22 protein-coding genes are annotated in these 25,195 nt (G+C 68.1%); 11 read left to right on the forward strand and 11 right to left on the reverse strand.

Annotation, left to right across the window (positions count from 1 at the left end; translation table 11 throughout):
- Nucleotides 1-43: 43 nt before the first annotated feature.
- Both KW836_RS18595 and KW836_RS18600 read right to left on the reverse strand, forming a co-directional pair.
- Nucleotides 44-523 (reverse strand): MaoC family dehydratase, encoded by a 480-nt coding sequence (locus KW836_RS18595; protein ID WP_175125232.1) that lies wholly within the window; start codon nucleotides 521-523, stop codon nucleotides 44-46.
- Entirely contained in the window at nucleotides 520-1,767 is a 1,248-nt protein-coding gene (locus KW836_RS18600) for a CaiB/BaiF CoA-transferase family protein (protein ID WP_218344360.1), read from the reverse strand. Before KW836_RS18600 ends, KW836_RS18595 begins: the two co-directional genes overlap by 4 nt.
- A 71-nt stretch (nucleotides 1,768-1,838) precedes the next feature.
- Between KW836_RS18600 and KW836_RS18605 the strand changes: the two genes are divergently transcribed.
- Nucleotides 1,839-2,744: a LysR family transcriptional regulator gene (locus KW836_RS18605; protein ID WP_255595956.1), complete on the forward strand. Its 906-nt coding sequence runs from the start codon at nucleotides 1,839-1,841 to the stop codon at nucleotides 2,742-2,744.
- Between the two features lie 16 nt (nucleotides 2,745-2,760).
- On the opposite strand, the gene KW836_RS18610 is transcribed toward KW836_RS18605, so the two are convergent.
- The 3 genes from KW836_RS18610 to KW836_RS18620 form a co-directional block, all read right to left on the reverse strand.
- A complete protein-coding gene (locus tag KW836_RS18610) occupies nucleotides 2,761-3,897 on the reverse strand; it encodes an AAA family ATPase (protein WP_218344362.1) in 1,137 nt (378 codons plus the stop codon).
- Nucleotides 3,894-4,769 (reverse strand): RNA ligase family protein, encoded by an 876-nt coding sequence (locus tag KW836_RS18615; protein ID WP_175185791.1) that lies wholly within the window; start codon nucleotides 4,767-4,769, stop codon nucleotides 3,894-3,896. The genes KW836_RS18610 and KW836_RS18615 overlap by 4 nt, the downstream gene beginning before the upstream one ends.
- A gap of 309 nt (nucleotides 4,770-5,078) precedes the next feature.
- Nucleotides 5,079-6,212, reverse strand: coding sequence for a metallophosphoesterase (locus KW836_RS18620; RefSeq protein WP_218344363.1), 1,134 nt, complete (start codon nucleotides 6,210-6,212; stop codon nucleotides 5,079-5,081).
- A gap of 234 nt (nucleotides 6,213-6,446) precedes the next feature.
- Between KW836_RS18620 and KW836_RS18625 the strand changes: the two genes are divergently transcribed.
- Together KW836_RS18625 and KW836_RS18630 are read left to right on the forward strand one after the other, a co-directional pair.
- On the forward strand, nucleotides 6,447-6,968 hold the full coding sequence (locus KW836_RS18625) for a GNAT family N-acetyltransferase (protein WP_255595958.1): 522 nt from the start codon (nucleotides 6,447-6,449) through the stop codon (nucleotides 6,966-6,968).
- Nucleotides 6,969-7,175: 207 nt separating this feature from the next.
- Complete coding sequence (locus KW836_RS18630; RefSeq protein ID WP_370633046.1) at nucleotides 7,176-8,801, forward strand: diguanylate cyclase; 1,626 nt, start codon at nucleotides 7,176-7,178, stop codon at nucleotides 8,799-8,801.
- 109 nt (nucleotides 8,802-8,910) lie between these two features.
- On the opposite strand, the gene KW836_RS18635 is transcribed toward KW836_RS18630, so the two are convergent.
- The 4 genes from KW836_RS18635 to KW836_RS18650 all read right to left on the reverse strand — a co-directional run bounded on the left by KW836_RS18635 (nucleotide 8,911) and on the right by KW836_RS18650 (nucleotide 13,295).
- Nucleotides 8,911-9,930, reverse strand: coding sequence for a histone deacetylase family protein (locus KW836_RS18635; protein WP_218344366.1), 1,020 nt, complete (start codon nucleotides 9,928-9,930; stop codon nucleotides 8,911-8,913).
- Between the two features lie 145 nt (nucleotides 9,931-10,075).
- On the reverse strand, nucleotides 10,076-11,071 hold the full coding sequence (locus KW836_RS18640; RefSeq protein ID WP_218344367.1) for a tripartite tricarboxylate transporter substrate binding protein: 996 nt from the start codon (nucleotides 11,069-11,071) through the stop codon (nucleotides 10,076-10,078).
- Entirely contained in the window at nucleotides 11,011-12,084 is a 1,074-nt protein-coding gene (locus KW836_RS18645) for an NADPH:quinone oxidoreductase family protein (protein ID WP_218344368.1), read from the reverse strand. Before KW836_RS18645 ends, KW836_RS18640 begins: the two co-directional genes overlap by 61 nt.
- Nucleotides 12,084-13,295 carry a CaiB/BaiF CoA-transferase family protein gene (locus KW836_RS18650; RefSeq protein WP_218344369.1) on the reverse strand — a complete coding sequence of 404 codons (1,212 nt, stop codon included), beginning with the start codon at nucleotides 13,293-13,295 and terminating at the stop codon, nucleotides 12,084-12,086. Before KW836_RS18650 ends, KW836_RS18645 begins: the two co-directional genes overlap by 1 nt.
- 104 nt (nucleotides 13,296-13,399) lie before the next feature.
- Here KW836_RS18650 and KW836_RS18655 point away from each other — a divergent pair, with 104 nt between their 5' ends.
- Nucleotides 13,400-14,365 carry a LysR family transcriptional regulator gene (locus KW836_RS18655; protein ID WP_218344370.1) on the forward strand — a complete coding sequence of 322 codons (966 nt, stop codon included), beginning with the start codon at nucleotides 13,400-13,402 and terminating at the stop codon, nucleotides 14,363-14,365.
- Here KW836_RS18655 and KW836_RS18660 read toward each other — a convergent pair.
- On the reverse strand, nucleotides 14,344-15,747 hold the full coding sequence (locus KW836_RS18660) for a 3-deoxy-D-arabino-heptulosonate 7-phosphate synthase (protein WP_218344371.1): 1,404 nt from the start codon (nucleotides 15,745-15,747) through the stop codon (nucleotides 14,344-14,346). The genes KW836_RS18655 and KW836_RS18660 overlap by 22 nt on opposite strands.
- Nucleotides 15,748-16,047: 300 nt before the next feature.
- Here KW836_RS18660 and KW836_RS18665 point away from each other — a divergent pair, with 300 nt between their 5' ends.
- Genes KW836_RS18665 through KW836_RS18695 form a run of 7 tightly spaced genes read left to right on the forward strand, consistent with a single transcriptional unit; the run spans nucleotide 16,048 to nucleotide 24,232 of the window.
- Nucleotides 16,048-17,052, forward strand: a complete 1,005-nt coding sequence (locus tag KW836_RS18665; RefSeq protein WP_175125251.1) for a ligase-associated DNA damage response exonuclease — start codon at nucleotides 16,048-16,050, stop codon at nucleotides 17,050-17,052.
- A 42-nt stretch (nucleotides 17,053-17,094) separates the two neighbouring features.
- Nucleotides 17,095-18,699: an ATP-dependent DNA ligase gene (locus KW836_RS18670; RefSeq protein ID WP_175139335.1), complete on the forward strand. Its 1,605-nt coding sequence runs from the start codon at nucleotides 17,095-17,097 to the stop codon at nucleotides 18,697-18,699.
- On the forward strand, nucleotides 18,696-21,158 hold the full coding sequence (locus KW836_RS18675; protein WP_218344372.1) for a ligase-associated DNA damage response DEXH box helicase: 2,463 nt from the start codon (nucleotides 18,696-18,698) through the stop codon (nucleotides 21,156-21,158). The genes KW836_RS18670 and KW836_RS18675 overlap by 4 nt, the downstream gene beginning before the upstream one ends.
- The gene (gene pdeM, locus KW836_RS18680) at nucleotides 21,142-21,813 is read left to right on the forward strand and encodes a ligase-associated DNA damage response endonuclease PdeM (protein WP_218344373.1); all 672 of its coding nucleotides are present in this window, start codon (nucleotides 21,142-21,144) and stop codon (nucleotides 21,811-21,813) included. The genes KW836_RS18675 and pdeM overlap by 17 nt, the downstream gene beginning before the upstream one ends.
- Nucleotides 21,814-21,870: 57 nt before the next feature.
- Complete coding sequence (locus KW836_RS18685; RefSeq protein WP_218344374.1) at nucleotides 21,871-22,911, forward strand: acyl-CoA dehydrogenase; 1,041 nt, start codon at nucleotides 21,871-21,873, stop codon at nucleotides 22,909-22,911.
- On the forward strand, nucleotides 22,899-23,504 hold the full coding sequence (locus KW836_RS18690; RefSeq protein WP_218344375.1) for a bifunctional 2-polyprenyl-6-hydroxyphenol methylase/3-demethylubiquinol 3-O-methyltransferase UbiG: 606 nt from the start codon (nucleotides 22,899-22,901) through the stop codon (nucleotides 23,502-23,504). Before KW836_RS18685 ends, KW836_RS18690 begins: the two co-directional genes overlap by 13 nt.
- A complete protein-coding gene (locus KW836_RS18695; protein ID WP_175125266.1) occupies nucleotides 23,501-24,232 on the forward strand; it encodes a glycosyltransferase family 2 protein in 732 nt (243 codons plus the stop codon). Before KW836_RS18690 ends, KW836_RS18695 begins: the two co-directional genes overlap by 4 nt.
- Here the strand turns inward: KW836_RS18695 and KW836_RS18700 are convergent.
- Nucleotides 24,181-24,705, reverse strand: a complete 525-nt coding sequence (locus tag KW836_RS18700) for a CinA family protein (protein ID WP_218344376.1) — start codon at nucleotides 24,703-24,705, stop codon at nucleotides 24,181-24,183. The two genes, KW836_RS18695 and KW836_RS18700, sit on opposite strands and share 52 nt — an antisense overlap.
- Nucleotides 24,706-25,195: the final 490 nt, after the last annotated feature.

Below are 25,195 nucleotides of genomic sequence, written 5' to 3' on the forward strand. Positions count from 1 at the left end.
GCGTCCTCTGCGGGATGCCTGCTGCTGATAGCGGTCAGCCTGGTCAGCGCGGCCTGCCGGCCAGCATGCGCACGGCCGTGTAGGCCATCACCGGCTTGCCGTGCTGGTTGCGCACGTCGATGGCGGATGTGACGACCGCGCGGTTGTGCTGCGAGGTCGGGCGCACGCCGGTCACTTCGATCTCGGCCCAGATGGTGTCGCCGGCCACCACCGGCGCAATCATCTTCTTGTGAACCTCCAGCAGCGCCAGACCCGTTCCCTGCACCATGCCCTGCATGATCAGGCCTTCGATCAGTCCATAGGTCAGCGCGCCCGGCGCGGGGCGGCCCTGGATGGCGCCGTGGGTGTAGGTGGCGTCGATGAAAATGGTCTCCAGCATGCCGGTGACGCTGATGAAGTTGACGATGTCGGTCTCGGTCACCGTGCGGCGAAATGTCTGGAAGCGCTGGCCCACCGTCAGGTCCTGCCAGTAAAAACCTTGGCCGAGTTGGATGGCGGGCGAGGTGTCGCGGTCTTGGGTCATGCGGGGTCCTTGGCGTTTTCAGAAAGGGGGGCGATGGCTTGGCGGGCGGCGCCGGTGTTCAGCAGCGCGTCGACGGCTGCCGGCGACAGGCCCGCTTCGGCCAGCACGTTGCGCGTGTGCTCGCCCAGGCGCGGCGGCATGGCGGGCGGCACGTGGGAATGCTGCAAACGAACGGGGTTACGCGGAAAGCGGTAGTGACTGCCGGACGCGCTTTCCAGCGGCACGAAGAAGTCCACGCTGGCCAGATGCGGGTCGGTCTCCAGATCTTCCAGCCGGTTCACGGGTGCGGCCGGGATCTGCAGCCGCTCGCACAGCGCCAGCCAGTACGCCGTGTCATGGGCCGCGACGAGGCCGGCCTGCAATTCGTACAGGGTCTCGATGTGGCGCGTGCGCGCCGAGATGTCGGCAAAGCGCGGATCCTGCGCCAGATCGGGGCGGCCGGCCGCGTTGAAGAAGTCGCGCCAATGCGCGTCGGTATAGGGCATCAGGCAGACGTGCCCGTCTGCGGTCTGGCAGGGCCGGCGCCAGGGCGTGAGCACGCGCGGATAACCGGCGTCGCCCGGCTCGTCCGCCAGATGCCGGCCATAGTAGTGCTCGACCAGCGCAAAGGACGCCATGCTTTCGAACATGGGCACTTCCAGTTGCTGGCCCTGTCCGGTACGCGCGCGCTGGAACAGCGCCGCAAGAATGGCGTGGGCGGCGACCAGACCGCACGTCTTGTCGGCGGCGACGGTGGGCAGGTAGCGCGGCGCGCCGGTCTGGCGGCCGACAAGATCCGCGAACCCCGACAGGCCCTGGATGATGTCGTCGTAGGCTGGGCGGCCGTCGTACGCGCCGCCTTCACCGAAGCCATACAGGCCGGCATAGACTAGCCGCGGATTGCGTGCGCACAGCGTGGCGGGGTCCAGCCCCAGCGCGGCCATCTTGGCCGGCCGCATGCTGTGCATCAGCACGTCGGCCTGGTCGACCAGCGTCAGCAGCGCCTCGCGCGCGGCGGGCTGCTTCAGGTCCAGCACGATGCTGCGCTTGTTGCGGTTCAGACCCAGGAAGATCGCGGACAGTCCGGGTTCCTGCGCGGGGCCGGTTTGCCGGGTGGAGTCGCCGCCGGGCGCTTCGACCTTGATGACGTCCGCGCCGTAGTCGGCCAGGATCTGCGAGGCGTAAGGGCCGAATACGACGGAAGTCAGGTCCAGGACGCGGACGCCGTCCAGCGCCGGGCCATTTGAGAGGGGAGTTGTCGTCATGGCGGAAATCCTATCGGCGCCGCACATACGCGTCTAATATGGCTTCGGTATTGCTTGATACGGAATCTGTTATGGCTATAGATTTGCGCCAGCTTCGGCAGTTCGTCACGATCGCCGAGCTGGGGAGTTACCGCCGCGCCGCCGATGCGCTGCACATCGCCCAACCCGCGCTGTCGGTGTCGATCCAGAAGCTGGAGCACGCGGTGGGTGTGCCGCTGCTGGTGCGAGGCGCCAAGGGCGTCACCACGACACCCGCGGGCGACGCCCTGATGGCCGATGCGCGCCGCGCGCTGTTCCATACCGATCAGGCGCGCCAGGCGGCGCGCCGGGTGGCGTTGGGGGAATGGGGGACGCTGCGCCTGGGCTTTGTGGGCTCGGCCACGTACATGCTGCTGCCGCGCTGCCTGCCGGCCTTCCGCGCGCAGTACCCGGATGTTCATCTGGACCTGCGCGAAGACAGCACGGTCGGATTGGTGGCGATGCTGCGCGCCAACGAGATCGACGCAGGTTTGGTGCGCGGTCCGTTGGCCGAAGACAGCGAACTGGATTCTTGGGTGGTCGAGCGCGACGACCTGATGCTGGCCGTGCCGGCCCGCCATCCTCTGGCCGACGTTGGCCCGATTGCGCTCGAGCGCATGCGGTCCGAAAACTTCGTGCTTTATTCGCCAGCCAAGGTCCCGGGGTTGAACGGCGTGACGCTGGCGCTGTGTCACAAGGCGGGGTTTTCGCCTCGCATCAGCCAGGAAGCCATCCAGGTGCAGACGCTCGTCAGCCTGGTCGCCAGCGGCCTGGGCGTGGCGCTGGTGCCCGGCGTGACCCGCGCGTATTCGACGCCGCACGTGGCGTTTGTGCCGCTGACCGACCTGGATGCGCAGGGCGCGCTGTCGCTGTCGCTGGTGACGCATCGCGACACCTCGTGCGCATCCGTGCTGCGCTTGCGCGACAGCATGCTGACGCCGGCGCCAGTGCCTGCCTGACCCGCGCTACACCGCGCTACACCGCATAAACCACCCGGTGTGCCTCCGTGGGCAGCGGCAGGTCCCAGCGGTGCAGCATGCCGGTCAGCGTCTTGTTGGATAGCGACGTATCGCGCCGCGCATTGCGGCGCAGCAGCTCGACACGCGGCTTTTCCAGATACACCAGCTCCACGTCCGCGTGATAGGCAAAGAGCAGATCCAGTGTCTTCTTGCGCATCAGCTCGCTTAGGTTGGTCGCGTTCCACACGAAGGGCGCTTTCGCGCGCAGCAGGGTCTTTGCGCGGTCGATGGCCAGGTGCGCGACCATGCCCTCGTTCTTGCCATGGCGCAGGCCCAGTTCCTCGCGCGCATCGTCGAACGACACCACCGGCAGGTCCGGATGATGCGCCGCCACCCACGTGTTCTTGCCGGACGCCGGCAACCCCGACATGACGATGACCCGCGAGCCCGGCTCCTGGAACAACGCATAGTCGGGATGCACGTCGGCGCCGCGGAAATAGCTGACGGCGGTGTGCGCGTCGGCAAAGGTACGGGGCTGGCCGAAGCATTGCTCGTCGCGCGCCAGCTCGCAGAAGAGGGCGATGTTGTCCAGCACGCGTGCAGAGTCAGCGCATATCCGGCCGCGCATGTCGGCTTCGGCCAGCATGGCGAGCAATGGAAGGGACACGTGCCAGGACAACTCGCGCACGATGAACTCCGGCGAGCGGCCGCGGCGCGAGCCTTCCAGCGCGAAGAACGGCACCTGATGCGTGGCGATCAGCCGGCATATCGCTTCGCGCACCGCGAACGGCACGCCCGCGTCCCACAATGCGATGCGCGCGTCGATGGCGCCCTTGCGCGAGTGGCCAGGCTGGCCGATGGCGCCGGTGACCGGGTCGATCACCGTGGTGCTGTGCTTGGCCACGTCGTGCAGCAGCGCGGCCAGGAACACGATCTCCTGCTCCGCGCGGGGCGCGGCCTGGTACTGCGGCAGCGCGAGCAGCGCGTCCACCACCATCTGCGTATGCGTCCATACATCGCCCTCGCCGTGATAGCGGGGGGCCTGCGGCGTGGTCTTGGCCAGCTCCAGGGCGGGGAAGGCGGCCAGGCAGGCCGCATAGTCCGCGCCGCGCCCCGGCTGGGGCACGAGGGCCCGGATCTGTTCGTGATTCATGATGTCTCTCCCGTGCGGGCGTCGCGCAACGTGTCCCAGCCGACTGCAAGGCGCGGCGCGTACAGGTCGACGCCGTCGGCGAGCTGGTTGGGGATGAACGGCTGCTCCGAATGGTGCATGTCCGAATCCAGAATGGCCTGTACGAAGTCGCGGCGCACCCACTTGTAGCGGGCGATGGTCTTGCCGTCCGCTTCGGCCTTGATATACAGGCCTTCCGACAGATCCGACTTGTCGCACTGCTTCCACGCGCGAGCCAGATCCAGGCCTTCGCGCAGCACGGTGGCCTCGAAGGCATCGCGCCAGCCAGCCGTCTTGGCAAGCGACGGCTTGAGCATGGCCTTCAGTTCGGCCAGCCGCGCGGGCGCGGGGCCTTCGTACAACACGGGCACCGACAGCACCGGACCATCGGCCAGCAACGCGCGGCGCGCGCCGGTCGACAGGAACTCGCCGGTGCGCCGGTCCAGCACGTCGAATTCAAAGAAGTGATGCGGCAGGGCGTCGTAGAACACGGAGTGCTTCTTCGACAGCGTTTCGCCGTACATCACATAGCGATCTTCCAGCCGCTCCAGCAGCCAGTCCGCGTGCGCGGCGGCCCAGGCCTTGACGAAACTAAACTGCCGCTCGCGGCCGCCGCCCACCAGGTAGTGGCCGCGGGATTGCAGCAGCAGTTCGCCCGACGGGCTGAAGCTGATGCCGGTGTTGGCGCCGTCCAGCTTTTCTTCGACGACGAGCGTCTGGCCGGCCAGCGTGCGATAGGGCACGTGGTCATGGCCTTCGTCCCCGTCCTGCAGGCGCGAGCCTTCAAGGTGGGGCGTTCGGGGATATCGGAACAGGTCTAGCGATTGCGCGTAGGCGCAGAAATCCAGCGTCATGGGTCTTCTCCAGCAGATGGGAAAAGCCGACGACACAGTCTTTACGGGAGGGGAAGCGGGGATGGGAGGTGCTGCGCTTCCTGGATCCGCGCCTGCCGGGCGGGGGTGTGCTCATTACATGGCGTCGAGCAGCGAATGCGGGCAGGCTGACCGCGGTACCAGGACGGTACTCGTCGGCGTTCAGGCGAATTGACGAATGGCAGACACGGTTGCACCCAAAAAGCGAAAGGCGTTTAAAAAGCAGGGCCGAATGCTAAGTCAGCGCGGCGGCGCTTGTCAATGCGCCGCCGCGTGTGTGGCAGGGCCGCGTCAGGCGGGCGGCGCGGCGCGCAGCACGATCTGCGTGATCTCCGACGGCCGGCCAAGCCGGATGGGAAAGCCTGGCCACAGGCCCGCGCCGTTGCTCACGTAGAGCTGCATGTTGCCGACCTGGTACATGCCCGACACGTAGCCTTCGTTGGCCAGTTGGGTGATGAAATGCGGACCCAGAATCTGGCCGCCGTGCGTATGGCCCGACAGCTGCAGGCCGGCGCCGGCTTGCGCGTGGCGCTCAGCGCCCACGGGCCGGTGGCTAAGCAGGATCACCGCCGACGACGGCGGCACGCCCTTCATGGCCGCGTCGATGTCAGGCAGCGGCTGGTTCACGCGCGCCGCCACGCTGTCGGTGATGCCCGCCAGGACCAGCGGCTGGCCGTCGCGTTCAATTGTCATGTGTTCATTGAGCAGCATGCGCAGGCCGAGTTTCCTGAAGGCCTCGATCCAGCCCAGGTACTCGGCGTAATACTCGTGGTTGCCCGGAATCGCCACCACGCCATACTGCGCGCGCAGATCGGCCAGCGGTTGCACGTCGGCCGCGCGGGCCGCAGGCGTGCCGTCGACCAGATCACCCGTGATGAGCGTCAGGTCCGGCTTGAGCGCATTGGTGCGCGCCACGACGGCCTGCATCCAGTCGCCCTGCAGCAGGCGGCTGGCGTGCAGGTCGGTCAGGTGCACGATGCGAAAGCCGTCATACGCTTGCGGCAGGTTGGGCAAGGCGACCTCGATCGTCTTGACCTCCGGCACGCGCACGGCCTGCCAGACGCCAACGGCGGACAGCGCAAGCGCGGCCACGGCGGACCCGGCGCGCAGACGCGTGCAGCCCAGCAGCGCGCGTCCGCGTCCGCGCGAGAACAGCGACACGATGATCCCGGCCACATCCGTAATGAAGAGAAAACTGGCCAGCAGAATGAGCGCGCCAAATGCCCAGCCCAGCGTCATCAGCACGGCGGCGGGCACCTCGGGCGACGCCATGGTGCCGAAGAAGTTGCGGGTAATGAGATGGTGCTCGGCGGCCAGCACGACCAATATCGACAGCAGCACTCGGCTGGAAGCGGGCCACTTCAATTGCCAGACGAAGCGCCAGATGACGTAGAGCGCGATCAGCGCGGTGATGACATGAAACACGTGCGAAATCCTGAATCTTGTTGTTGGAATCGCCGGGCCTGGCCTCTCGCTGCCGCCCGGGCGAAGTTTCCCGCGAGGGAGCGCCGATTAAACACTGGATTTTGCGCAGCCGGCTGAAACATGGCGCGCGTTGATGGCGGGTCGTGGCAGATCGGTGTCTGACTCCCGGCAGAGAGGAGCGTCAACCAGAGCGGGGCGTAGAATCGCATGCGCCTGCCGCAATCTGGAGTTGCCTTGTCCACGCTTATCCGCCCCGCCCGTCCCGAGGATGCTGCGCTGCTGCCCGCGATCGAACGATCTGCGGGCGCGTTGTTTCGCGCCGCGCCCGGTTTGGAATGGATCGCGGACGACGCGGTGATGTCTGAGGCCGACCATCTGCGCCTGATCGCGCAGGGTACGTCATGGGTGGCGCAAGCGTCGGACCAACTGTGCGGATTCCTTTGCGCCGAGCGCTTCGAAGACGCGTTGCACGTGCGGGAGCTTGCGGTTGATGCCGGTCATCAGCGCATGGGAATTGGCCGCGCTCTCGTGCAGGCCGCGTGCGGCCATGCCTGGGCAGCGGGCTTGGCTGCGGTCACCCTGACGACCTTTCGTGACCTGGCATGGAATGCGCCCTGGTATGCGCGGCTCGGATTCCGCGAAGTGCAGGCAATGCCGGGCTCACGGCTGCATGCGGTGCTGGCGGCCGAGGCCAGCCACGGGCTGCCGGTTGAGCGGCGCGTGGCGATGCGCCTGCACCGGGCACCGGACGCATAGCCCAAGCGCCGCGTTGGGCGTGCCGAACTGCGGTTGACGACCGCTGGATTACCCAAAAATAGTTCGGTATTCTGCGTTATCCCGGTGCGCCAGCCCGCGCCGGTGACTGCGCTGTCGTCCTCCGTGGCGCGCGCATCCGGCAGCTACGCCGATCCGGGCGATTCGCGGTGCTCTCCCCTCAGGAGCGACATGGCAAGAGAACGCAGAGTGCGCTTGTTGACCGTGCTTATTGCGCTGGCGGTGCTCAGCGTGGCGGTCGGCTTTTTCAATGCCATGTACGCGGGCTACCAGGCGCAGAAGACGCAGGTCGTCAAGAACACGCTAGACGCCAATCTGGCCTACGCGCAGAAGTTGGCGGACATCATCAACCTGTATATCCAGACGGGCGACCGGCAGCTTACCGCCGGGGCAAACCGCATCCCGCGGCTGGCGGATGCGCCCGGCGCGCTGCAAGCTGAACTGTCGGATCTGGCCGGCACGATCGAAGGCGTAACGGCGGTACTGCTGGCAGATCCCGGTGGCCGGATCACCAGCCGGTCCAAGGACAGTCCGTCGCCGCTGGCCGCCATCAAGCAACTGGACGAATTGGGTGTACGGGAGCTGCGCGCGGGGCAATGGGCGCGGCCATGCTGCCTGCCGGGCGCGCGCTTTGCGACGCTGACACTGGTGGAACCTGTGCCTGGCCCGCAGAACGCGGTTTCGGGTTATCTCGCCGCCATCGTTGTGCTGGAGCATGGCGGCGGCCTGGACCGGCTCGTCGGCCAGCATGCGTATGCGGACGGCACCTCCGTGTATCTGGTCAACGGCGAGGGTCAGATGCTGTACCGGCATGGCGCGGACGCGGACATTGCGAGCGCGGTCCAGGCGCGCCTGTCGCCCGCCACGGGGCCGGGCGTCGAGCAAGTCATGGACGCTTCCGGCGCGGCGGTGATCGCGGGATACGCGCCGCTGGTCAAGGGCAACTGGGCGGTCGTGGTGCAGCGTCCGCTCGACAGCGCGCTGTCGCCCCTCAAGGACCTGTTGGGCGCGTCGCTGCAGTTCGCCGTGCCGGCTGTGGTGCTGACCTTGTTGCTCGTCAGCGCATGCGCCTACGCGATCGCGCGGCCCCTCGCACGCCTGGCTGACGCCTTCGCCAGCGACGAGCCGGTTGGTCCGACGGCCTTGCGCGCCACCACGCTGAAGACCTGGTATTTCGAGGCCGAAAAGCTGCGGCAGGCGTTGGCCGCCGCGCAAGCGCGCCATCGGGACGAAGTCGGCCGCTTGAACACGGAATCGCTGACCGATCCCATGACCGGGCTGATGAATCGCCGCGCCCTGCGCGCGCGGATCGACGAGCTGGTCGCCGCCGCGTCGCCGTTCGCGGTCATCGCGCTCGATCTCGACCACTTCAAGCAGATCAATGATGAGTATGGCCATCCGACGGGCGATAAGGTCCTGGTGGCGCTGGCGCGGACCCTGCAGGAGAACGTGCGCGCCGGGGATCAGGCTTTCCGCATCGGCGGCGAGGAATTCGTGATGATCCTGCCTCAGCGGGGCGCGCAGGACAAAGCGCAGAACGACACGCAGGACACGGCGCACGACACGACGCAGGACGCCACGCGGTCGGCGGTACAGACAGCAGCCCAGGCGGCCGAGCGCATCCGGGCGGCCGTCGCGGCGCGCCCGATGCCCGATGGCGTGCGTCCGGTGACCGTGTCCGTGGGCGTGGCGCTGTGGCCGCGGGACGGCGCATCGCCGCAGGCCGTCATCAAATGCGCCGATCAGGCGCTGTACCGATCAAAGCAGACGGGCCGGGACAGAGTGACGATGTGGGAAGCGTCGGCCGAGGCTTGAACCCGCCCGGCGGCCACCAGCGATTTCGGGTGGTTCGGCTTGAACCGTCTGACCGCGGCGGCGCAGGGGTGGCGGTCAGCTTCTGACGGCCAGTGTGCCCACCGGTGGATCAGGCGCCCGTCAGGCCCGCGAAAAACCGCTTCGCGTTCGACTCCAGACCTTCGATGTAATACCCGCCCTCCTGCACGATCAGCGTGGGCAGGTTCAGTCCGCCCACGTCGCGGCCCAAGCGGTCGAAGCCGTCTTCGGACACGCTGACCATGGCCTGCGGATCCTTTTCGAAGATGTCAAAACCCAGCGACAGCACCAGCGCATCGGGCTGGAACAACGTGATCGCGCGGCGCGCCTGCGCCAGCCGGTCGAAGAACACGGATTCGGGCGAGCCGTGCGGCATGGGCAGGTTGATGTTGTAGCCGTATCCTTCGCCGGCTCCGCGCTCGTCTTCAAAGCCTGCCACCACCGGATAGAAATTTTCGGGATCGCCGTGGATGGACACGTACAGGACGTCGCTGCGCTCGTAGAAGATCTCCTGGATGCCCTGGCCGTGATGCATGTCGGTGTCCAGGATGGCCACGCGCGGAAATCCGGACGTCAGCCGCTGGGCCGCGATGGCGGCGTTGTTCAGGTAGCAGAAGCCGCCCGCGGCATCGCGCCGCGCGTGGTGACCGGGCGGGCGGCAGATCGCGTAGGCGCTGCGGTCTCCGGCCAGCAGGGCGTCGGCGCCCGCGATGGCGCATTGCGCCGACCAATACGCCGACTGCCACGTCTTCGGGCCGACCGGACAACTGCCGTCGGCCAGGTAACGTCCGGCCTTGGCCAGCACGCCGCGCAGCGCGTTGCATTCTCGCACGAAGACGTTCGACACCACTTCGCCGCCCCAGTCGCCGGGCAGCTTCATCCAGTCCTCATGCGCGTCCTGCAGGAAGCGCAGGTAATCCAGGCTATGGACCGCCGCGATCGCACCCGCCCCGTCGTCGGCGGGCGCCTGGACGTCGAATCCCAGCTTGCGCGCCGCCTGCACCAGGCCGTCCAGCCGCGACGGCACCTCCTGCGGCGTGCGCATCTTGCCGCGCGAAAAGTAGGTCTGCGGATGGTGAAGCTTTTGATCGTCGTGGAAGAACGCCTTCATGCCTGGGACCTCGGGGTTGGTTGGCGCGCGATGCGCGCGGCGGCCGCGGATAGGAAACCATGAATTCTTATCCAGCGGCGTGGCGCTGCTTATGGGGGATTACCCGCGCCGCCCGGGTCGAGGTCAGTCTGAGCCGCCTTTTCCACTATTGCGGCGTGATATGCGCCGCCTTGACGATGTCGCGCCACTTTTCGCCCTCGGACACGTTGAAACGGGCAAACGTCGCGGGGTCCGATCCCACTGGCTTGGCGCCCAGACCGGCGTACTGCGTCACGACATTGGGCTGCTTGAGCGCCCGCGCCGCGTGCTCGGACAGCTTGGCCACAATGGCCGACGGCGTGCCCTTGGGCGCCCACAGACCGTACCACGTGCTGATGTCAAAGCCCGGGAAACCGGATTCGGCCATGGTGGGCACGTCGGGCAGTTCATCGACGCGGCTGCTGGTTGTCACCGCCACCGCCCGCAGCTTGCCCGACTTGATGAACGGCATCGCCGACGGCATGGAGTCGAACATCAGCTGGATCTGTCCGCCCACCAGATCCGTCAGCGCGGGCGCGCTGCCCTTGTAAGGCACGTGCTGCATCGGCAGGCCGGAACGCACCTTGAACGATTCGCCTGCAAGCTGTTGCGCGGAGGCCGAGCCCGCCGATCCGAAGTTCAACGGCTGGGCCTTGCCCTGCGCCACAAGGTCCTGCACCGTGCGCACCTTCGAGGTTTCAGGCACGACCAGCACGAGCGGCACGTCCGCAAGCTGCGTGATGGGCGCGAAGTCCTTGAAGGCGTCGTAACGCATCGACGCGTAGATGTACGGGTTGATGACGTGCAGCGACGCGTTGGCCAGGAACGTGTAGCCGTCGGGCGCGGCGCGCGCCACGAGGTCCGCGCCGATCATGCCGCTGGCGCCGGGCTTGTTGTCGACGACGATGTTCTGGCCGATGGTCTTGGACATCTCGGCGGCCACCAGCCGCGCCACGATGTCGGTCGGCCCGCCGGGCGGGTAGGGCACGACCATCGTGATGGGTTTGCTGGGATAGGCGTCGGCCGCCACCACGGCGACGGGCAGGCTGACGCAGCCGGCGGCTAGCGCCGCGGCGGCAAGGTGGCGTGGCCGGGCGGCGCGCCGGAAGTCGTTGGTACGCATGGGGTTGTCTCCGTCGTTATCGTGATCGCCACCTTGCCGACGACTTGTCGGCTTTCCAGGGCGGCGAGTGCTGCGGCAAGACCGGTGATCGGATAGATCGCCGTTACAGCCGGCCGGATCCGCTGGCGGCGGGCCCAGTCGAACAGGGTGGACATGGTCCGCTGCATGGCGGGCGCGTGGACGATGCGTTCGTCCGCGGGCGTCCAGCCGATGTAGCGGCCAAAGAAAAACCCATGCAGGGCAATGTTCTTCACAAGCAGCAGGTTCAGCGGCACATCCGGGATGCGGCCGCTGGCGAAACCCACCGACACCATGCGGGCATTGGCCGCCGCGGCGCGCACGCTGCGTTCGAACGCGTCGCCGCCCACCGCGTCCAGCACCACGTCAGCGCCGCGCCCGTCGCTGGCCGCCTTGACGGCCTGCGGCATGGACTCGTCAGCGGCGAACGCCTGCGCCGCGCCCGCGTCCAGCGCGGCCTGGCGCTTGGCCGGCGTGCTGGCGCAGGCCAGCACGGTCGCGCCCAGCGCCGATGCAATCTCCACGGCCGCCAGTCCCACGCCCGAGCCCGCACCCAGCACCAGCACCGTGTCGCCGGGCTGCATCGCGGCGCGCCACAACAACGCGCCCCATGCCGTGCCGTACGAGATGGAAATGGGCAGCGCGGTCAGAAGCGGCAGATCGTCGGGCACGGGATAGACGGTGTATTCCGGCAAGGTCAGTCGTTCGGCATAGCAGCCCCAGCGCGCCAGCGCCACCACCTTGTCGCCGGGCTTGAACCGCGTGATCTTGGCGCCGCACGCGATGACGCGGCCCGCGGCCTCCGTGCCGGGTGCAAACGGCAGCGGCGGACGGCTTTGATAGCGTCCCTCGATGAGCAGCTTGGTTGCGTGGCTGACGCTGGCATGCTCGACGGCGATGGTGACTTCGTCGGGCGCGGGCGCCGGCGCCTCGGGAAGCTCGCCGGGCAACACGTCTTCAACCGGACCATGGCGATGGCAGACCAGGGCGCGCATCAGCGGGCCTCCTTGCCGCATTCCGCCTGGCGCAGCACGCCGGCATGCAGCATGGCCTGGATGTCGGCGGGCGCGACGCCCCACTCGGTCAACACATCCACGGTGTGCTCGCCAACCGCCGGCGCCGCGGTGAGCGGCCGGCGTGACAAGGCCCCGGCCGCGCGCGCATAGGGCAGGGGCTGGCCGCCGGGCTGCGCCAGCGGTTCCAGCAGCCCCAGATGCGCCGCCTGCGGATGCGCCGCCAGGCCGTCGTAGTCCCGCACGTACGCGTGCAGCACGTCCTCGCGCGCCAGGCGTTGCGCCCAGTGCTCGGCAGGGCGCCGCGCCAACTGTTCCGCCATTTCCCGATGCAGTCGGTCGCGCTGCGCCATGCGGCCTGCGTTGGTGGACAGGGCGGGGTCCGCCAACCAGTCGGTTCGTTCGAGCGCGCGGCACAAGCGCGCGAACTGGTCGTTGTTCAACGCGAGCACGGACAGGCGCGCATCCGCGGTGTCGAAGACGCCGTTGGGGGCGCTGACCGCCACGGCCTCCCGCTGTCCCGCGATGCCGTACGCAAGGATGTCGTTCACCTGCAAGGCCGCGCAGGCCTGTAGCAGATTCAGCTGCACATGCTGGCCTCGGCCGCTGCGCGCCACCTGGTAGAGGGCGGCGCTGGCGGCCTGCACGGCGTACAGCGCGGTGGCGATGTCCGCCATCAGAAGGCCGATGCGGCGCGGCTCGCCGGCGGGTGTCTGGTTGGCGAACATCAGGCCGCTATCCGCCTGCATCACCGAGTCGGAGGCGGGGGCGTTGGCGTAGGGGCCGTCCGGTCCGTAGCCGCTGATGGACACGTAGACCAGGCCCGGGCAACGTGCGGCCAGGCTGTCGTAGCCCACCCCCATGCGTTCGGCGACGCCGGGGCGGAAATTCTGGATTACGAGGTCCGCGCGCCGCGCCATGTCCGCCAGCAGCACTTTGCCTTGCGGCTGGCGCGCGTCCACGCACACGCCGCGTTTGCCGGCGTTGTAGGCGATGGATAGCGCGCTCTGGTCGTCGCGGAGCACACCGACGTGCCGGCCCCAGTCGCCGTCTGGCGGTTCCACCTTTACGACGTCGGCGCCTTGCTGCCACAGCATCTGCGCGCAGTACGGGCCCGCGATGCCCTGGCTGAGGTCCAGCACACGCAGTCCGGAATAGGGTCCGCTGGAAACGTCGGTCAACGGGGTGGGCATGGGAGGATGTCAGTCCGGAGCAAGGGTTCGAAGGCGATGAAGACGATGCTAGACTCGGCCGACGCATTGGACAATCCACCGGTTTGTGCCGGGAATGGTGAACCATGATTGACAATAAGCCGGACCTGAACCTCGTCAGACTGTTTGTCGCGATGGTCGAGTCGCGCAACCTCAGCGCGGCCGCGCAGCGTTGCGGCATGACGCGGTCGAACATGTCGCACCGCCTGAAGCGGCTGGAACTCGATCTGGGCGCGCAGCTATTCCGGCGCACCACCCGGCATGTCGAGCTGACGCAGGCCGGCCAGTTGCTGTACCAGCACGGGATCCGATTGCTGGACGAGATGCGCGCGGTGCAGGCGGCCATCGACAGCCTGGATGGGACCGTGCGCGGCGATGTGCGCATCCGGCTGCCCACTGGCCTGGGCCACCTTTATCTTGCCCCCGTGCTGCTGGAATTTGCGCGCGCGCATCCCGACATTGCGCTGCGTGTGCACATCAACGACGGGATCGGCGACCTGATCTCCGCTGAAGTCGACATCGCCCTCAAGATCACCTCGTCTCCGCCCGAAGATCACGTGGCGCGGCGGCTGTGCGACATTCAGTGGTGCCTGTGCGCGTCGCCGGATTTCCTGGCGCGCAACGGGCCGGTGCAACGGATGGAGCAGTTGGGCCGCTGCGACCTGATCGCGCCGCAATCGCTGGGCCGGCGCTTCGACCTGCGGCTCAAGCAGGCGCATGGCGACCCGCTGATCCTGCGCGTCGCGCCGCGGCTGCAGTCGGGCGACTATCCGTTTCTGCGCGATGCGGTGCTGGCGGGCTTGGGTGTGGCGCTGCTGCCCCGCTATGCCGTGTGGGAATTGCTGCGTGACGAGACGCTGGTGCAGGTGCTGCCCGCGTACGAGCCCGAGGGGGTGGGCGATGCCATCTACCTGCTGACCGCGCCCAACCGGTTCCCGTCCATGGCTACGCGCGTGCTGGCGGATTTCATCCGCGCGCACATCGAGCGGCATGCGCCGGATTGGAGCGGAGCGGCCGCGGGCGACTGCGCTTATGCGCCGGCGCGATCCTGACCCAAGCGCGTGATGGCAGCGTGCACGTCATCCACATGCACCATCAGTTCTCGCACCTGCCGCAACAGCGCGAACTGGTTCAGCACGGCGCTCCAGCGAGGCGCAACCAGCAACTGTTGCCACACCGGCGAAAGCGCCGACGCATCCGGCGCCTCGCCTGCGGCCATCGCGCTGGCGAAGTCCAGGCTTTCCTGCGCTGACAACAGCTGCATCCGGCCAGCGGCATTCAGCAGCCGCGGCGCGGTATCCGCCGGCGCGTCGGAAAAGTAGAGAATCGTCCCGGCAAGATCAGCGTCGTCCGCCGACAGCGCCGCCAACGCCGCACCGCGCAGCCGCACCGGCCCCTGGTGGCTCTCGAACACATAAATGGTCTGTGCGTCTGCGTGCGCAAGCAACCGCAGACCGCGCAGCAACCGGGGCAGATCCGTCGTCGCCGCGTCCGTTGACGCCTTGGCCTCGACCAGCAGGCACACATCCCAGACCGGCGCCGCAGCGTCGCCGGCCGACTGGCGCAGCAGCGCCACGTCCCATTCGGTCTTGGCGCGGTTTGCGTTGCCCGGGATAGACGCCGGGACGTGCATTGACGTGACCACCCGATAACTTTCGCCCGTCCTTTGCGCAAGCTGCGTGGCCATTGCGGCAATGGCGCCTTCGGCCAACGCTTCAACGGCGATGCCGCGGCGGCGCGCGTCCAGCCCCCGCGCGGCGGCCTGCGGCGTGCCGGGGCGGGGACCTTGCCGTTGCCAAAGATGTTGATAGCGTTGTACCAGCGGATCCGTGGACAACGTCTTCATGCGCCGCAGACGCGCCAAGGCGGGATCGTTCAGCAACCGTTCCAGTGGCGCGGAAATCGCCGGGCTTGTCGCGGCATCCGAGGGCTGCGCCGCAAGCAGGCGCTCGGCGCGTTGCGTCAATGCGGCCCAGTCCTCGGCTGCCGCCGCCGCATGCAACGACGCCAGCGCGTCCGCCAACGGCCCGGCCGGCATCCCGCGGCGCTTGCCGGGATGCGCAAACGCATCGACCGCAGTACGTACCGCGCGCCGGTCCGCCTGGGCGTGCGCCGACAACGAAGCGTATTCGCGCACCAGCGGGGATTGATGCCGCAGCACCATGGCCTGAAACGCGGAATCTCCGCCGCTTTCGCGCAGTGCGTCCCGAATCAGTTGCGAGAGCGAGTCTAAGAACAGGCGTTCACAGGCGGATGACGGCTCTGCGTCTGCACTGAGCGCAACGCGGGCCTGTTCGATGGCGATGGCAAGCGCCGTCGCCGGGTCGGAAACTTCAAGACCGCTGCGGGCCGCGGGCATCGGACCCACGCGATAGCGACGCGGGATGGCGCGCAGCGTCAGGTCCAGCAGGGAATGCGGCAAAGCAGAGGGCATGAAGGTTCCGTGTCATGTCCGGCCTCGCTGCCAAGGAATTACCAGGGGACGACCGACAGGGCGATCGAAGCGACGACGACCACAACAATAATCGTGAGGATGTGATTGGTACGCATATTCTCTCCTTTAAGCCACCGCTCCACACTACCGGCTTACGCTGCCCCCCGTCTGCAACTGAACTTTTAATTTTTCATCGGATGTTAGCGGTGCGTTTTCAGCGCACTTTTTCTGCGTCCTCGCGGGGTATAACCAAAGACATGCGGCCGCGAAACCGTCGCGCCGCGCCGATCGGGAGGTCCCATGCGCGACATCGTGCAATTGCGTCCGGAAGGCCTGTATTGCCCAGCCGGCGGCTTTCATATCGATCCGTGGCGGCCCGTCGAGGTCGCCGTGCTGACGCATGGTCATGGCGATCATGCACGTTCCGGCATGGGGCGCTACCACACCAGCGCCGAAGGCTTGCCTATCCTGCAATGGCGGTTGGGCGACCAGGACTACCGGGTCCATGCCTATGGCGAAGTCTTCACGTTGGGTAACGCGCGCGTGTCGTTGCATCCGGCGGGCCACGTGTTGGGATCGGCGCAGGTGCGCATCGAAGTCGATGGCGAAGTCTGGGTCGTGTCCGGCGACTATAAGCGCCAGCCCGATCCGACGTGCAGCCTGTTTGAAGTCGTGCCTTGCGACACCTTCATCACCGAGGCCACCTTTGGCCTGCCTATTTACCGTTGGCCCAGCGCCTCGGACGTGGCGCGCGACATCGTGCAATGGCGCGACCACTGCGCCGCGCGCGGCGAGGCCGCCATCCTCTATTGCTACGCCCTGGGCAAGGCGCAGCGCGTGCTGGCTGAATTGATCCCCTTTGCGGACCGGCCCGTCTACCTGCACGGCGCGATCGCCGCGGGGGTGGACGTCTATCGCAAGGCCGGTGTTCCGCTGGCCGACACGCGTCTGGTCATCGACGCGGACGGCCCTTCCGCGGCCTCGGGAACGGGATTTGCTGGAGAGCTGATCCTGGCGCCGCCGTCGGCGGCGGGCAGCGCGTGGCTGCGGCGCTTCCGCAAGGCGCAGCATGGCTTTGCGTCGGGCTGGATGCGGCTGCGCGGCAACCGCCGGCGCCGCAACATGGACCGCGGCTTTGTCGTGTCGGACCATGCCGATTGGCCCGACCTGCTGCGCACTATCCACGACACCGGCGCCAAGCGGGTCATCGCCACGCACGGCGACACCGAGGCGCTGGTGCGTACGTTGAATGAATCCGGCATCGCCGCCGAGACGCTTGTGACGCAGTATGGCGAAGACGATTAGGGCGGCCATCGAACGAAGATCGACAGGGGAACGGACGCAGGCATGAAGCGATTCGCGGCGTTGTATCAGGAGCTTGACCGCAGCACCGCCACCTTGGATAAGCGCGCGGCGCTGGTGGCGTACTTCCGCGATGCCCCGCCGCGCGACGCGGTCTGGGCGCTGTATCTGCTGGCCGGCGGCAAGATCACCAGCACACGTAAGAAGATCGCGGGGGTTGGCGAGTTGCGGGCCTGGGCGGCCGACGCTTCCAACACTGCGCCCTGGCTCCTGGACGCCTGCTATGACCAGGTCGGCGACCTGGCCGAAACCCTGGCGCTGCTCGTCCCGGATCCGGAAGCGGCCGCGCCGGATCGCGGCCTGGCTGACTGGATCGAAGAGATTCTCTTGCCCGTCGCGAACCGCGATGAGATCGAGCGGCGCGAGGTGGTCGTCTCGGCCTGGCTGGGCTTGCCCTATGCAGAACGCCTGGTCTTCAACAAGCTGCTGACCGGCGCGCTGCGCGTCGGCGTGTCTCAGCGCATGGTGCAGCAGGCGCTGGCCGAAATGTCGGGCGTGCCCATCGCCCGCATTGCGCAGCGCATGCTGGGCGCGTGGTCGCCCAGTCCGGCGTTCCTGCGCGATCTGCTCAGCGCCGAGGAACTGCCAGGCGACCGCCAGCAACCGTATCCCTTTTTCCTGGCGTCGCCGCTCGAAGGCGATCCCGCCGTGCTTGGTCCCATCGACGAATGGCTGCTCGAATGGAAGTGGGACGGCATCCGCGCGCAGCTCATCCGGCGGCGTGGCGAGGTATCCATCTGGTCCCGTGGCGAAGAGCGCCTGGACGGCCGCTTTCCGGAAGTTGAAGCGGCGGCCGCCGCGCTCGACGTGGACTGCGTCATCGACGGGGAACTGCTGGCCTGGCAGGACGGCAACACGGACCCCATGCCGTTCTCGGCCCTGCAGACCCGCATCCAGCGCCTGAAACCCGGTCCCAAGTGGCTGGCCGAGGCGCCGGTGCAGTTGCTGGCGTATGACCTGCTCGAACTTGAAGGCGAGGACCTGCGCGAATTGCCGCAGGCCGAGCGCCGCGAGCGCCTGGAGGCGCTGCTGCGCCGCCATCCCGACCCTCGGCTGCGGATGTCGCCGGCCGTCGCGCCGGCAAGCTGGGACGAGGCCCACGCGCTGCGCGGCGAATCGCGCGAGCGCGGCGTCGAAGGCTTCATGCTCAAGCGGCGCAGCGCGCCATACCAAAGCGGGCGGCGGCGCGGCGACTGGTGGAAGTGGAAGATCGACCCGCTCACCATCGACGCCGTGCTGCTGTACGCGCAGTCCGGCCACGGCCGCCGCAGCACGCTCTACACCGACTACACCTTCGGGCTGTGGGAGGGCGACGCGCTGGTGCCCATTGCCAAGGCCTACTCGGGCCTGGACGATAAAGAGATCCTGGAACTGGACCGCTGGCTGCGGGCGCACACGCGCGAGCGCTTCGGTCCGGTGCGCTCGGTCGAACCCGTGCAGGTGTTTGAACTGGGCTTCGAAGGCGTGAACATCTCCAAGCGTCACAAGTCCGGAATCGCCGTGCGCTTTCCGCGCATCCTGCGCTGGCGGCACGACAAGCCGGCGGATCAGGCCGATCAGCTGGACACGCTGAAGGCGCTGGCGCGATGAGCGGCACGGCCCGGGGCAGGGATGCGGCGCTGGTCGCGTGGTTTGCGGCGCGCGGCTGGAAAGCCGCGCCTTTTCAACGCGAGACGTGGCGCCGCTATCTGGACGGCGAGTCGGGCCTGTTGCACACGCCCACGGGCAGCGGCAAGACGCTGGCGGCATTTGGCGGCCCGCTCCTTGAAGCGCTTTCGGAAGATATGCCGGCAAAGGCGGTCACCGGCGAAGGTCCGCGCGTCTTGTGGGTGACGCCGCTGCGCGCGTTGGCTGCGGACACGACGCGGGCATTGGCGCAGACGGCGGCCGAACTGGGCATCGACTGGACTGTCGCGTTGCGCACGGGCGATGCCAGCGCGCGCGACAAGCGGCTGGCGCGGCAGGGCAAGGCGCACGTGCTGGTGATCACACCGGAATCGCTGGCGCTGCTGCTTTCCTACGCCGATGCCTCGATGCGCTTTCGCGCCTTGCGCTGCATCGTGGTCGACGAATGGCATGAACTGCTGGGCAACAAGCGCGGCGTGCTACTGCAGCTGTGTCTGGCGCGGGTCCGCAAGCTGTCGCCGGCGGCTCGAACGTGGGGGTTGTCCGCCACGCTGGGCAATCTGGATGAGGCCCGCGCCGTGCTGCTGCCGCAGGCGCCCGACAGCGCGCTGGTGGCGGGCGCCAAGCCGCGCAAGATCCAAATCTCCACCTTGCTGCCCGAGCGCAGCCGCGCCCTGCCGTGGGCGGGCCACCTGGGGTTGTCGCAGCTGGAACGCGTCTTCAAGCGCCTGTTCGATGTGCGCGCCACGCTGCTCTTTACCAACACGCGTGCGCAGGCCGAGCTGTGGCACCGCGCGCTGGAGTCGATCTGGCCGGAGGATCCGCGCACGCTGGCGCTGCATCACGGCTCGCTGGACCCCAAACTGCGCGCCACAGTCGAACAAGGGCTGCGCGACGGCACGGTGCGCTGCGTGGTGGCCACGTCCAGCCTGGATCTGGGCGTGGACTTTCCGGCGGTGGATCAGGTGCTGCAGATCGGCAGCCCCAAGGGCGTCGCGCGGCTGTTGCAACGCGCCGGCCGCGCCAAGCACCGGCCCGGCGAGTCCGGCAACGTGGTCTGCGTGCCCGCGCAAGCGCTGGAACTGATCGAGTATGCCGCGGCCCGGCAGGCGATCGCGCGCGGCGAGATCGAGTCCCGCGTGCCGCCCATCGGCAGCCTGGATGTGCTGGCGCAGCACGCGGTGACGCTGGCGCTGGGTGGCGGCTTCGAAGCTGGCGATCTGTTTGAGGAGGTGCGCGGCACGCATGCCTACGCCACGCTCGATGCCGCGACCTGGCAGGCCGTGCTGGATTTCATCGTGCAGGGCGGACGCGCGCTCGCGAAGTATCCGGACTACCACCGCGTCGTGCGCGATGAAGACGGCTGCTACCGCGTGCATGACCGGCGCATCGCGTTCCGGCATCGGCTGTCCATCGGCACCATCACGTCCGACGGCGCGGTGGCGGTGAAGTATCTGCGAGGCGGCGGCCTGGGATCGGTCGAGGAGGGCTTTCTGGCGCGATTGCGGCGCGGCGACCGGTTTCAATTTGCCGGGCGCACGCTGGAACTGGTGCGGCTGGAGGGCATGGTGGCTTACGTACGGCGGGCAAAGGGCGGAGACGGACCCGTCGCGACCTGGCAGGGCGGGCGCATGCCCTTGTCCACGCAATTGGCGAGCGAGGTCGAGAGCCTGTACTCCCATCCCGGCGAGCACCCGGAAATGCGCGCCGTTGCCCCGCTGCTGCGCATCCAGGAACAGGCCAGCGCACTGCCCGACCACGGCCGTCTGGTGGCCGAACTGATCAAGACGCGGCGCGGCTCGCATCTGTTCCTGTTTCCGTTCGCAGGCCGCGCCGTGCATGAAGGCATCGCTGCAATGGTCGCCCTGCGCTGGGGCCGGCGGCAGGCCAACACCATCTCCTACACCGTCAACGATTACGGCCTGATGCTGACGCTGGCCGAACCCGCAGCCCTGGACGACACGCTGCTGCGCGCACTGCTCAGCCCGGACAACATGGCCGATGACCTGCGCGAAGGCGTCAATCTGGGCGAAATGGCGCGCCGGCAGTTTCGAGAGATCGCGCGTGTCGCGGGGTTGTTGACGCCATCGCTGCCGGGGCAGGCGGCGCGTTCGCTGCGGCAGGTGCAGGCCTCCAGCGGGCTGCTCTACGACGTGCTGCGCCGCTACGATCCCGATCACCTGCTGCTCGCGCAGGCCGAGCGCGAAGTCTTTGAACTGCAACTGGAGGCGCCGCGGCTCCTGGCGGCGCTGCAGGACTGCCAGCGGCGCGAGCTGGCCTTGTGCGAGCCGAGCGCGCTCACGCCGCTGTCGTTTCCGCTGTGGACGGAAAGCCTGCGCGGGCAGCTCAGCACCGAAACCTGGCAGGCACGAGTCAAGCGCGCCGCCGAGCAACTGGAGAAGCGGTATGCGCGAATCGCCTGAGGCCGGACTTGCGATGGCGCTGGCAGGCGAGCCTGTCGTCCTGCTGGGGGCGCGCGCGTTGCACTGGCCTGCGCGGTCCCGTCTGGTGATCGCGGACCTGCATCTGGGCAAGAGCCACGTCTTTCGGCAAGCGGGCATCGCCGTGCCGCGCGGGGCGACGATGGACGACCTGCGGCGCCTGTCGGACCTGATCGCCGCGACGGGCGCCACGGAGCTTTTGATTGTCGGCGACGTCCTGCACGGGCCCGCCGCGCAGGCCGCGTGGCGCGATGCGTGGATTGCGTGGCGCGAGGCGAATCCGGACGTGGACGTGGCGGTGCTGGCCGGCAACCATGACCGCGCGCTGGACGCCCCGGCGCTGGGCATGCGCCAGCTCGGCGAGGCGTGGGCCGACGGCCCGTTCCTGTTCCGCCACCTGCCGACACCAGACACGCAGGGCCGGCACGTGATCGCCGGCCACGTGCACCCGAAAACGCGTGTGCCGGGCGTCCCGCGCAGCTGGCCCGCGTTCTGGCTGCGTGAAGGCATCACCGTGCTGCCGGCGTTTTCCGATTTCACCGGCGGCCATGCGGTGCAGGGCGGGCAGGGGGCTTCGTTGGTCGCTTGCGTGGAAGGCGACGCGTTGCCCATGGGTTGGACGCCGCGCGTGCGGTGATGGGCACGGCGCTTGCTGTCCGGGGACATAACCCCAACGCCGCACCTACGCATCGCCATGACCGAACGTCCCGACCCGTCACCTCCCCGGCAGTCCGCGCACCAACGATTGAATGAGGTCCTATCCGACGCCCATGCGCCGTTGGATCCCGGCCGTTGGCTGCGCGTCCTGGTGGAACAGGGATGCGATCAACTGCCCTTGCCGGGGTCGGGCCAAACGCTGGATCGGTGGCGCGCACTGGCCCGCGTGGCCGAGGCGGACCTGAGCCTGGTCAAACTCTACGAAGGGCACACCGATGCGCTCGCCATCCTGGCGGAACTCCAGGCGCCTGTCCCGCCGGCGAATAGCCGCTGGGCGGTGTGGTGCGCGGAGCCCCCGGATCATCGCGTGCAAATCACCCCGCAGCCCGACGGCACGGCAGTGCTGCAAGGCGTCAAGGCGTGGTGCTCCGGCGCGGCTGCCGTCACGCACGCGCTCGTCAGCGGCTGGAATCCCGCGGGCGAGGCGTGTCTGGCCGCGGTGGCAATGGATCAGGACGGCGTGCAGGTGACCGATGCCGGCTGGCATGCCGTGGGTATGCGCGCGTCGGCAAGCGTGGACGTGGTCTTTCGGGACGCGCGCTGCGCGCTGGTGGATGATCCTGGCGCGTACGTGCATCGGCCTGGCTTTCTTCACGGCGGCGCCGGTATTGCAGCGTGCTGGTACGGCGGATTGCTGCATATCGCACAGACTTTGCACCGGGCCTTGCCCAGGCATTCCGCCGACCCGCATCGGCTGGCGCATCTGGGCGCCATCGACGTGGCCCTGGCGCAGGCCCGGGCCGTGTTGCGCGAAACCGCCGCCGAGATCGACGCGCATCCGCGGGAGGCGTGCGCGTTGGCCTGCGCTCGCGCGCGGCTGGCCGTGGAAGCGGCTGCGTCGGTGGTGGTGGAACGGGCCGCGCGGGCGCTGGGCGCGGGTCCGTTGTGCCGCGACGCGGACTTTGCGCAGGTAATGGCCGATCTGCCCGTGTTTATCCGGCAGAGCCATGCGGAGCGTGATCAGGCCGCGCATGGACAGGCGGTGCTCAACGACGGAGGCACGCCATGGGCTCTGTAGCCGTGGACCATTTTGAACGGCTCTACCAGGCGGATCCCGATCCGTGGCGCGTGGCCAGCGCATGGTATGAACGCCGCAAACGCGGCCTGTTGCTGGCGGCGCTGGGGCGCGAGTGTTATCGCCATGCCCTCGAGCCGGGTTGCGGCACGGGCGAGCTGACGCGGTGCCTTGCGCTGCGCTGCGCGCGCGTCTGTGCGGTGGACGCCGCGCCGGCCGCAACGGCGCGTTGCAGCGCCCGCGTGGCCGGCGAAGGCATGGACCATGTCCAGGTCTTGACGCTGGACCTGCCGCGGCAGTGGCCCGAGACGCCCGCCGCTGGCTATGACCTCATCGTGCTGTCGGAAGTCGCGTACTACCTGGACGGGGCCGCGCTGTGCAGGTTTTTGAGCGCCGTCGATGCATCCCTTGCGCCGGACGGCGAGATCGTTGCCTGCCATTGGCGGCCGGATTTCGATGACCGTCTTCAGAACACGGACGCGCTGCACGCGGCGATCGGCGCGTTGCCCGGCCTGTCGCGCAGCGTGCATCACGTGGAAGACGAGTTCCGCCTGGATGCCTGGCGCAGACACCCCCAATCAGGAAGCCATTCATGATCGGCGTATGCATTCCGGCGCACAACGAAGAGCGCCACATCGAAGACTGCCTGCGAGCCGTCATGCGCGCATCCCGCCATCCGCGTCTTGGCCGGGAACCCGTGCGTATCGTCGTGGTGCTGGATCACTGCGAGGATGAAACCGCGCGCCGGGCGGCAGGCTGGCCGGTGGAGCTTCTGATGGTCCAGGCGCGCAACGTCGGCATGGCGCGCGCGGCGGGCGCTCAACATCTGCTCAATGCCGGCGCGCGCTGGCTGGCCTTCACCGACGCCGACACCTGTGTGTCGCCCGGATGGCTGGCCGACCAGCTTTCCCTGAATGCCGAGGTGGTTTGCGGCACCGTATCGGTCACCGGATGGGATGCGCATGGCGAGTTCGCGCAGCGCGCACGCCGGGCGTTCGCCACGCACTACCACGATCGCGACGGTCACCGGCATGTGCATGGTGCGAACCTGGGCATCGCGGCGCACACGTACCGCCGCATCGGCGGCTTTGCGGCGCTGACGTGCAGCGAGGACCAGGCCCTGGTCGACAAGCTGGAAGCCGGCGGGGCGCACATCGCATGGTCGTGCCTGCCGCGCGTCAGCACAAGCGCTCGGCCGTACTCGCGCGTCGAAGGCGGATTCGCCGCCGCACTGCGGATGGGGTGGGAGGCCGAGCCGGACGGCGCTGGTGCTCAGGCTGATCGGGACGAGGAGGGGCGGGCGCCGTCCAGCCACTGCTTGTGATAGGCGATCAGCTGCGCCAGGGCGTGTTCGGCGCTGGCGCGGCGGATGGCATTACGATCGCCCTCGAAGCGCGCCGTCTCGGTATAGATCGCCGGCGAGACGTCGGCCGGACCCGACTTGAACACCCACGCGTAGCACTGCGTGCCGGCGGGAATCTCCGGGTCGGTATCGTCGGTGACGCCCGTGTTTGAGATCGCTACATTCGCCGGGCTGTTTCGCGCCGCGCCCAGCGCCATTTCCCGTGCCACGGCTTCGCTCGTGAGGTTGTGGCGTTGCAGCGTGCGCGCGGCCACGCCCAGACATTTCTGCTTGGCCTGCGGCGAGTAGGCGACGAACGCGCAATCCAGCAGCGCGCCCGCGCCCGGTATGTCCGCAAGCGTGGCCGCAATCAGCCCCGCCGTGCAGGACTCGGCCGTCACCAGTTTCAGCGAATGCTCGTGCATGTAAGCGGCGACCCGTTCGATGGCATTCATTCCGATCCTCCTGCGTGAATGCCCGGGCCCAGCAAGCTCCGTGCCGTCCGCCCTCCCGTCATCTTTCTGGCGGTTTGTGCGCAACGGCCACGCCTACCGACCCGCACGGCAAGCGATATTTACCGCCTCCCAGCCACGTTACGGGTTCGCCAGAAGGCAAGGTGCAGACATAGATGGGGACGCTGGAGGCCTCCTGGGTTCTCTTTGCGATCAAACGCCGTTCTACGCGGCATGTGGAGCGATCGGGGAGTTTTACGATTACGTCGGACAGCCTGGATCCTGAAGCCATATTCATCTCCTGAATGTCGAGTGTCGTGTTGCCGGATGCGGTTGTTTGGCCTTGCCACGGCGTTCTGACCGCATGACCCTTTCTTAGCATCGCGGCCGCCTTTGGCCTATCGGCCATAAAGCGTGGACCCTGCCCCCGCTTGCGCAATCGGCACCCGGCACAGCACTTGCTGCCTACACCAAGCGGGCGGGCGAGGGCGCG

The sequence above is a fragment of the Achromobacter sp. ACM05 genome, from assembly GCF_019218915.1.
Classification (GTDB): Bacteria; Pseudomonadota; Gammaproteobacteria; order Burkholderiales; family Burkholderiaceae_B; genus Achromobacter; species Achromobacter animicus.

Excerpts from the sequence above, each read along its gene's own strand:
- KW836_RS18615 (WP_175185791.1), bottom strand. The coding sequence starts at position 4,769 with ATGACGCTGGATTTCTGCGCCTACGCGCAATCGCTAGACCTGTTCCGA.
- KW836_RS18695 (WP_175125266.1), top strand. The coding sequence starts at position 23,501 with ATGATCGGCGTATGCATTCCGGCGCACAACGAAGAGCGCCACATCGAA.
- KW836_RS18670 (WP_175139335.1), top strand. The coding sequence starts at position 17,095 with ATGAAGCGATTCGCGGCGTTGTATCAGGAGCTTGACCGCAGCACCGCC.
- KW836_RS18645 (WP_218344368.1), bottom strand. The coding sequence starts at position 12,084 with ATGCGCGCCCTGGTCTGCCATCGCCATGGTCCGGTTGAAGACGTGTTG.
- KW836_RS18650 (WP_218344369.1), bottom strand. The coding sequence starts at position 13,295 with ATGCCCACCCCGTTGACCGACGTTTCCAGCGGACCCTATTCCGGACTG.
- KW836_RS18700 (WP_218344376.1), bottom strand. The coding sequence starts at position 24,705 with ATGAATGCCATCGAACGGGTCGCCGCTTACATGCACGAGCATTCGCTG.
- KW836_RS18665 (WP_175125251.1), top strand. The coding sequence starts at position 16,048 with ATGCGCGACATCGTGCAATTGCGTCCGGAAGGCCTGTATTGCCCAGCC.
- KW836_RS18635 (WP_218344366.1), bottom strand. The coding sequence starts at position 9,930 with ATGAAGGCGTTCTTCCACGACGATCAAAAGCTTCACCATCCGCAGACC.
- KW836_RS18610 (WP_218344362.1), bottom strand. The coding sequence starts at position 3,897 with ATGAATCACGAACAGATCCGGGCCCTCGTGCCCCAGCCGGGGCGCGGC.
- KW836_RS18675 (WP_218344372.1), top strand. The coding sequence starts at position 18,696 with ATGAGCGGCACGGCCCGGGGCAGGGATGCGGCGCTGGTCGCGTGGTTT.
- KW836_RS18685 (WP_218344374.1), top strand. The coding sequence starts at position 21,871 with ATGACCGAACGTCCCGACCCGTCACCTCCCCGGCAGTCCGCGCACCAA.
- KW836_RS18660 (WP_218344371.1), bottom strand. The coding sequence starts at position 15,747 with ATGCCCTCTGCTTTGCCGCATTCCCTGCTGGACCTGACGCTGCGCGCC.
- KW836_RS18595 (WP_175125232.1), bottom strand. The coding sequence starts at position 523 with ATGACCCAAGACCGCGACACCTCGCCCGCCATCCAACTCGGCCAAGGT.
- KW836_RS18600 (WP_218344360.1), bottom strand. The coding sequence starts at position 1,767 with ATGACGACAACTCCCCTCTCAAATGGCCCGGCGCTGGACGGCGTCCGC.
- pdeM (WP_218344373.1), top strand. The coding sequence starts at position 21,142 with ATGCGCGAATCGCCTGAGGCCGGACTTGCGATGGCGCTGGCAGGCGAG.
- KW836_RS18640 (WP_218344367.1), bottom strand. The coding sequence starts at position 11,071 with ATGCGTACCAACGACTTCCGGCGCGCCGCCCGGCCACGCCACCTTGCC.
- KW836_RS18690 (WP_218344375.1), top strand. The coding sequence starts at position 22,899 with ATGGGCTCTGTAGCCGTGGACCATTTTGAACGGCTCTACCAGGCGGAT.
- KW836_RS18655 (WP_218344370.1), top strand. The coding sequence starts at position 13,400 with ATGATTGACAATAAGCCGGACCTGAACCTCGTCAGACTGTTTGTCGCG.
- KW836_RS18605 (WP_255595956.1), top strand. The coding sequence starts at position 1,839 with ATGGCTATAGATTTGCGCCAGCTTCGGCAGTTCGTCACGATCGCCGAG.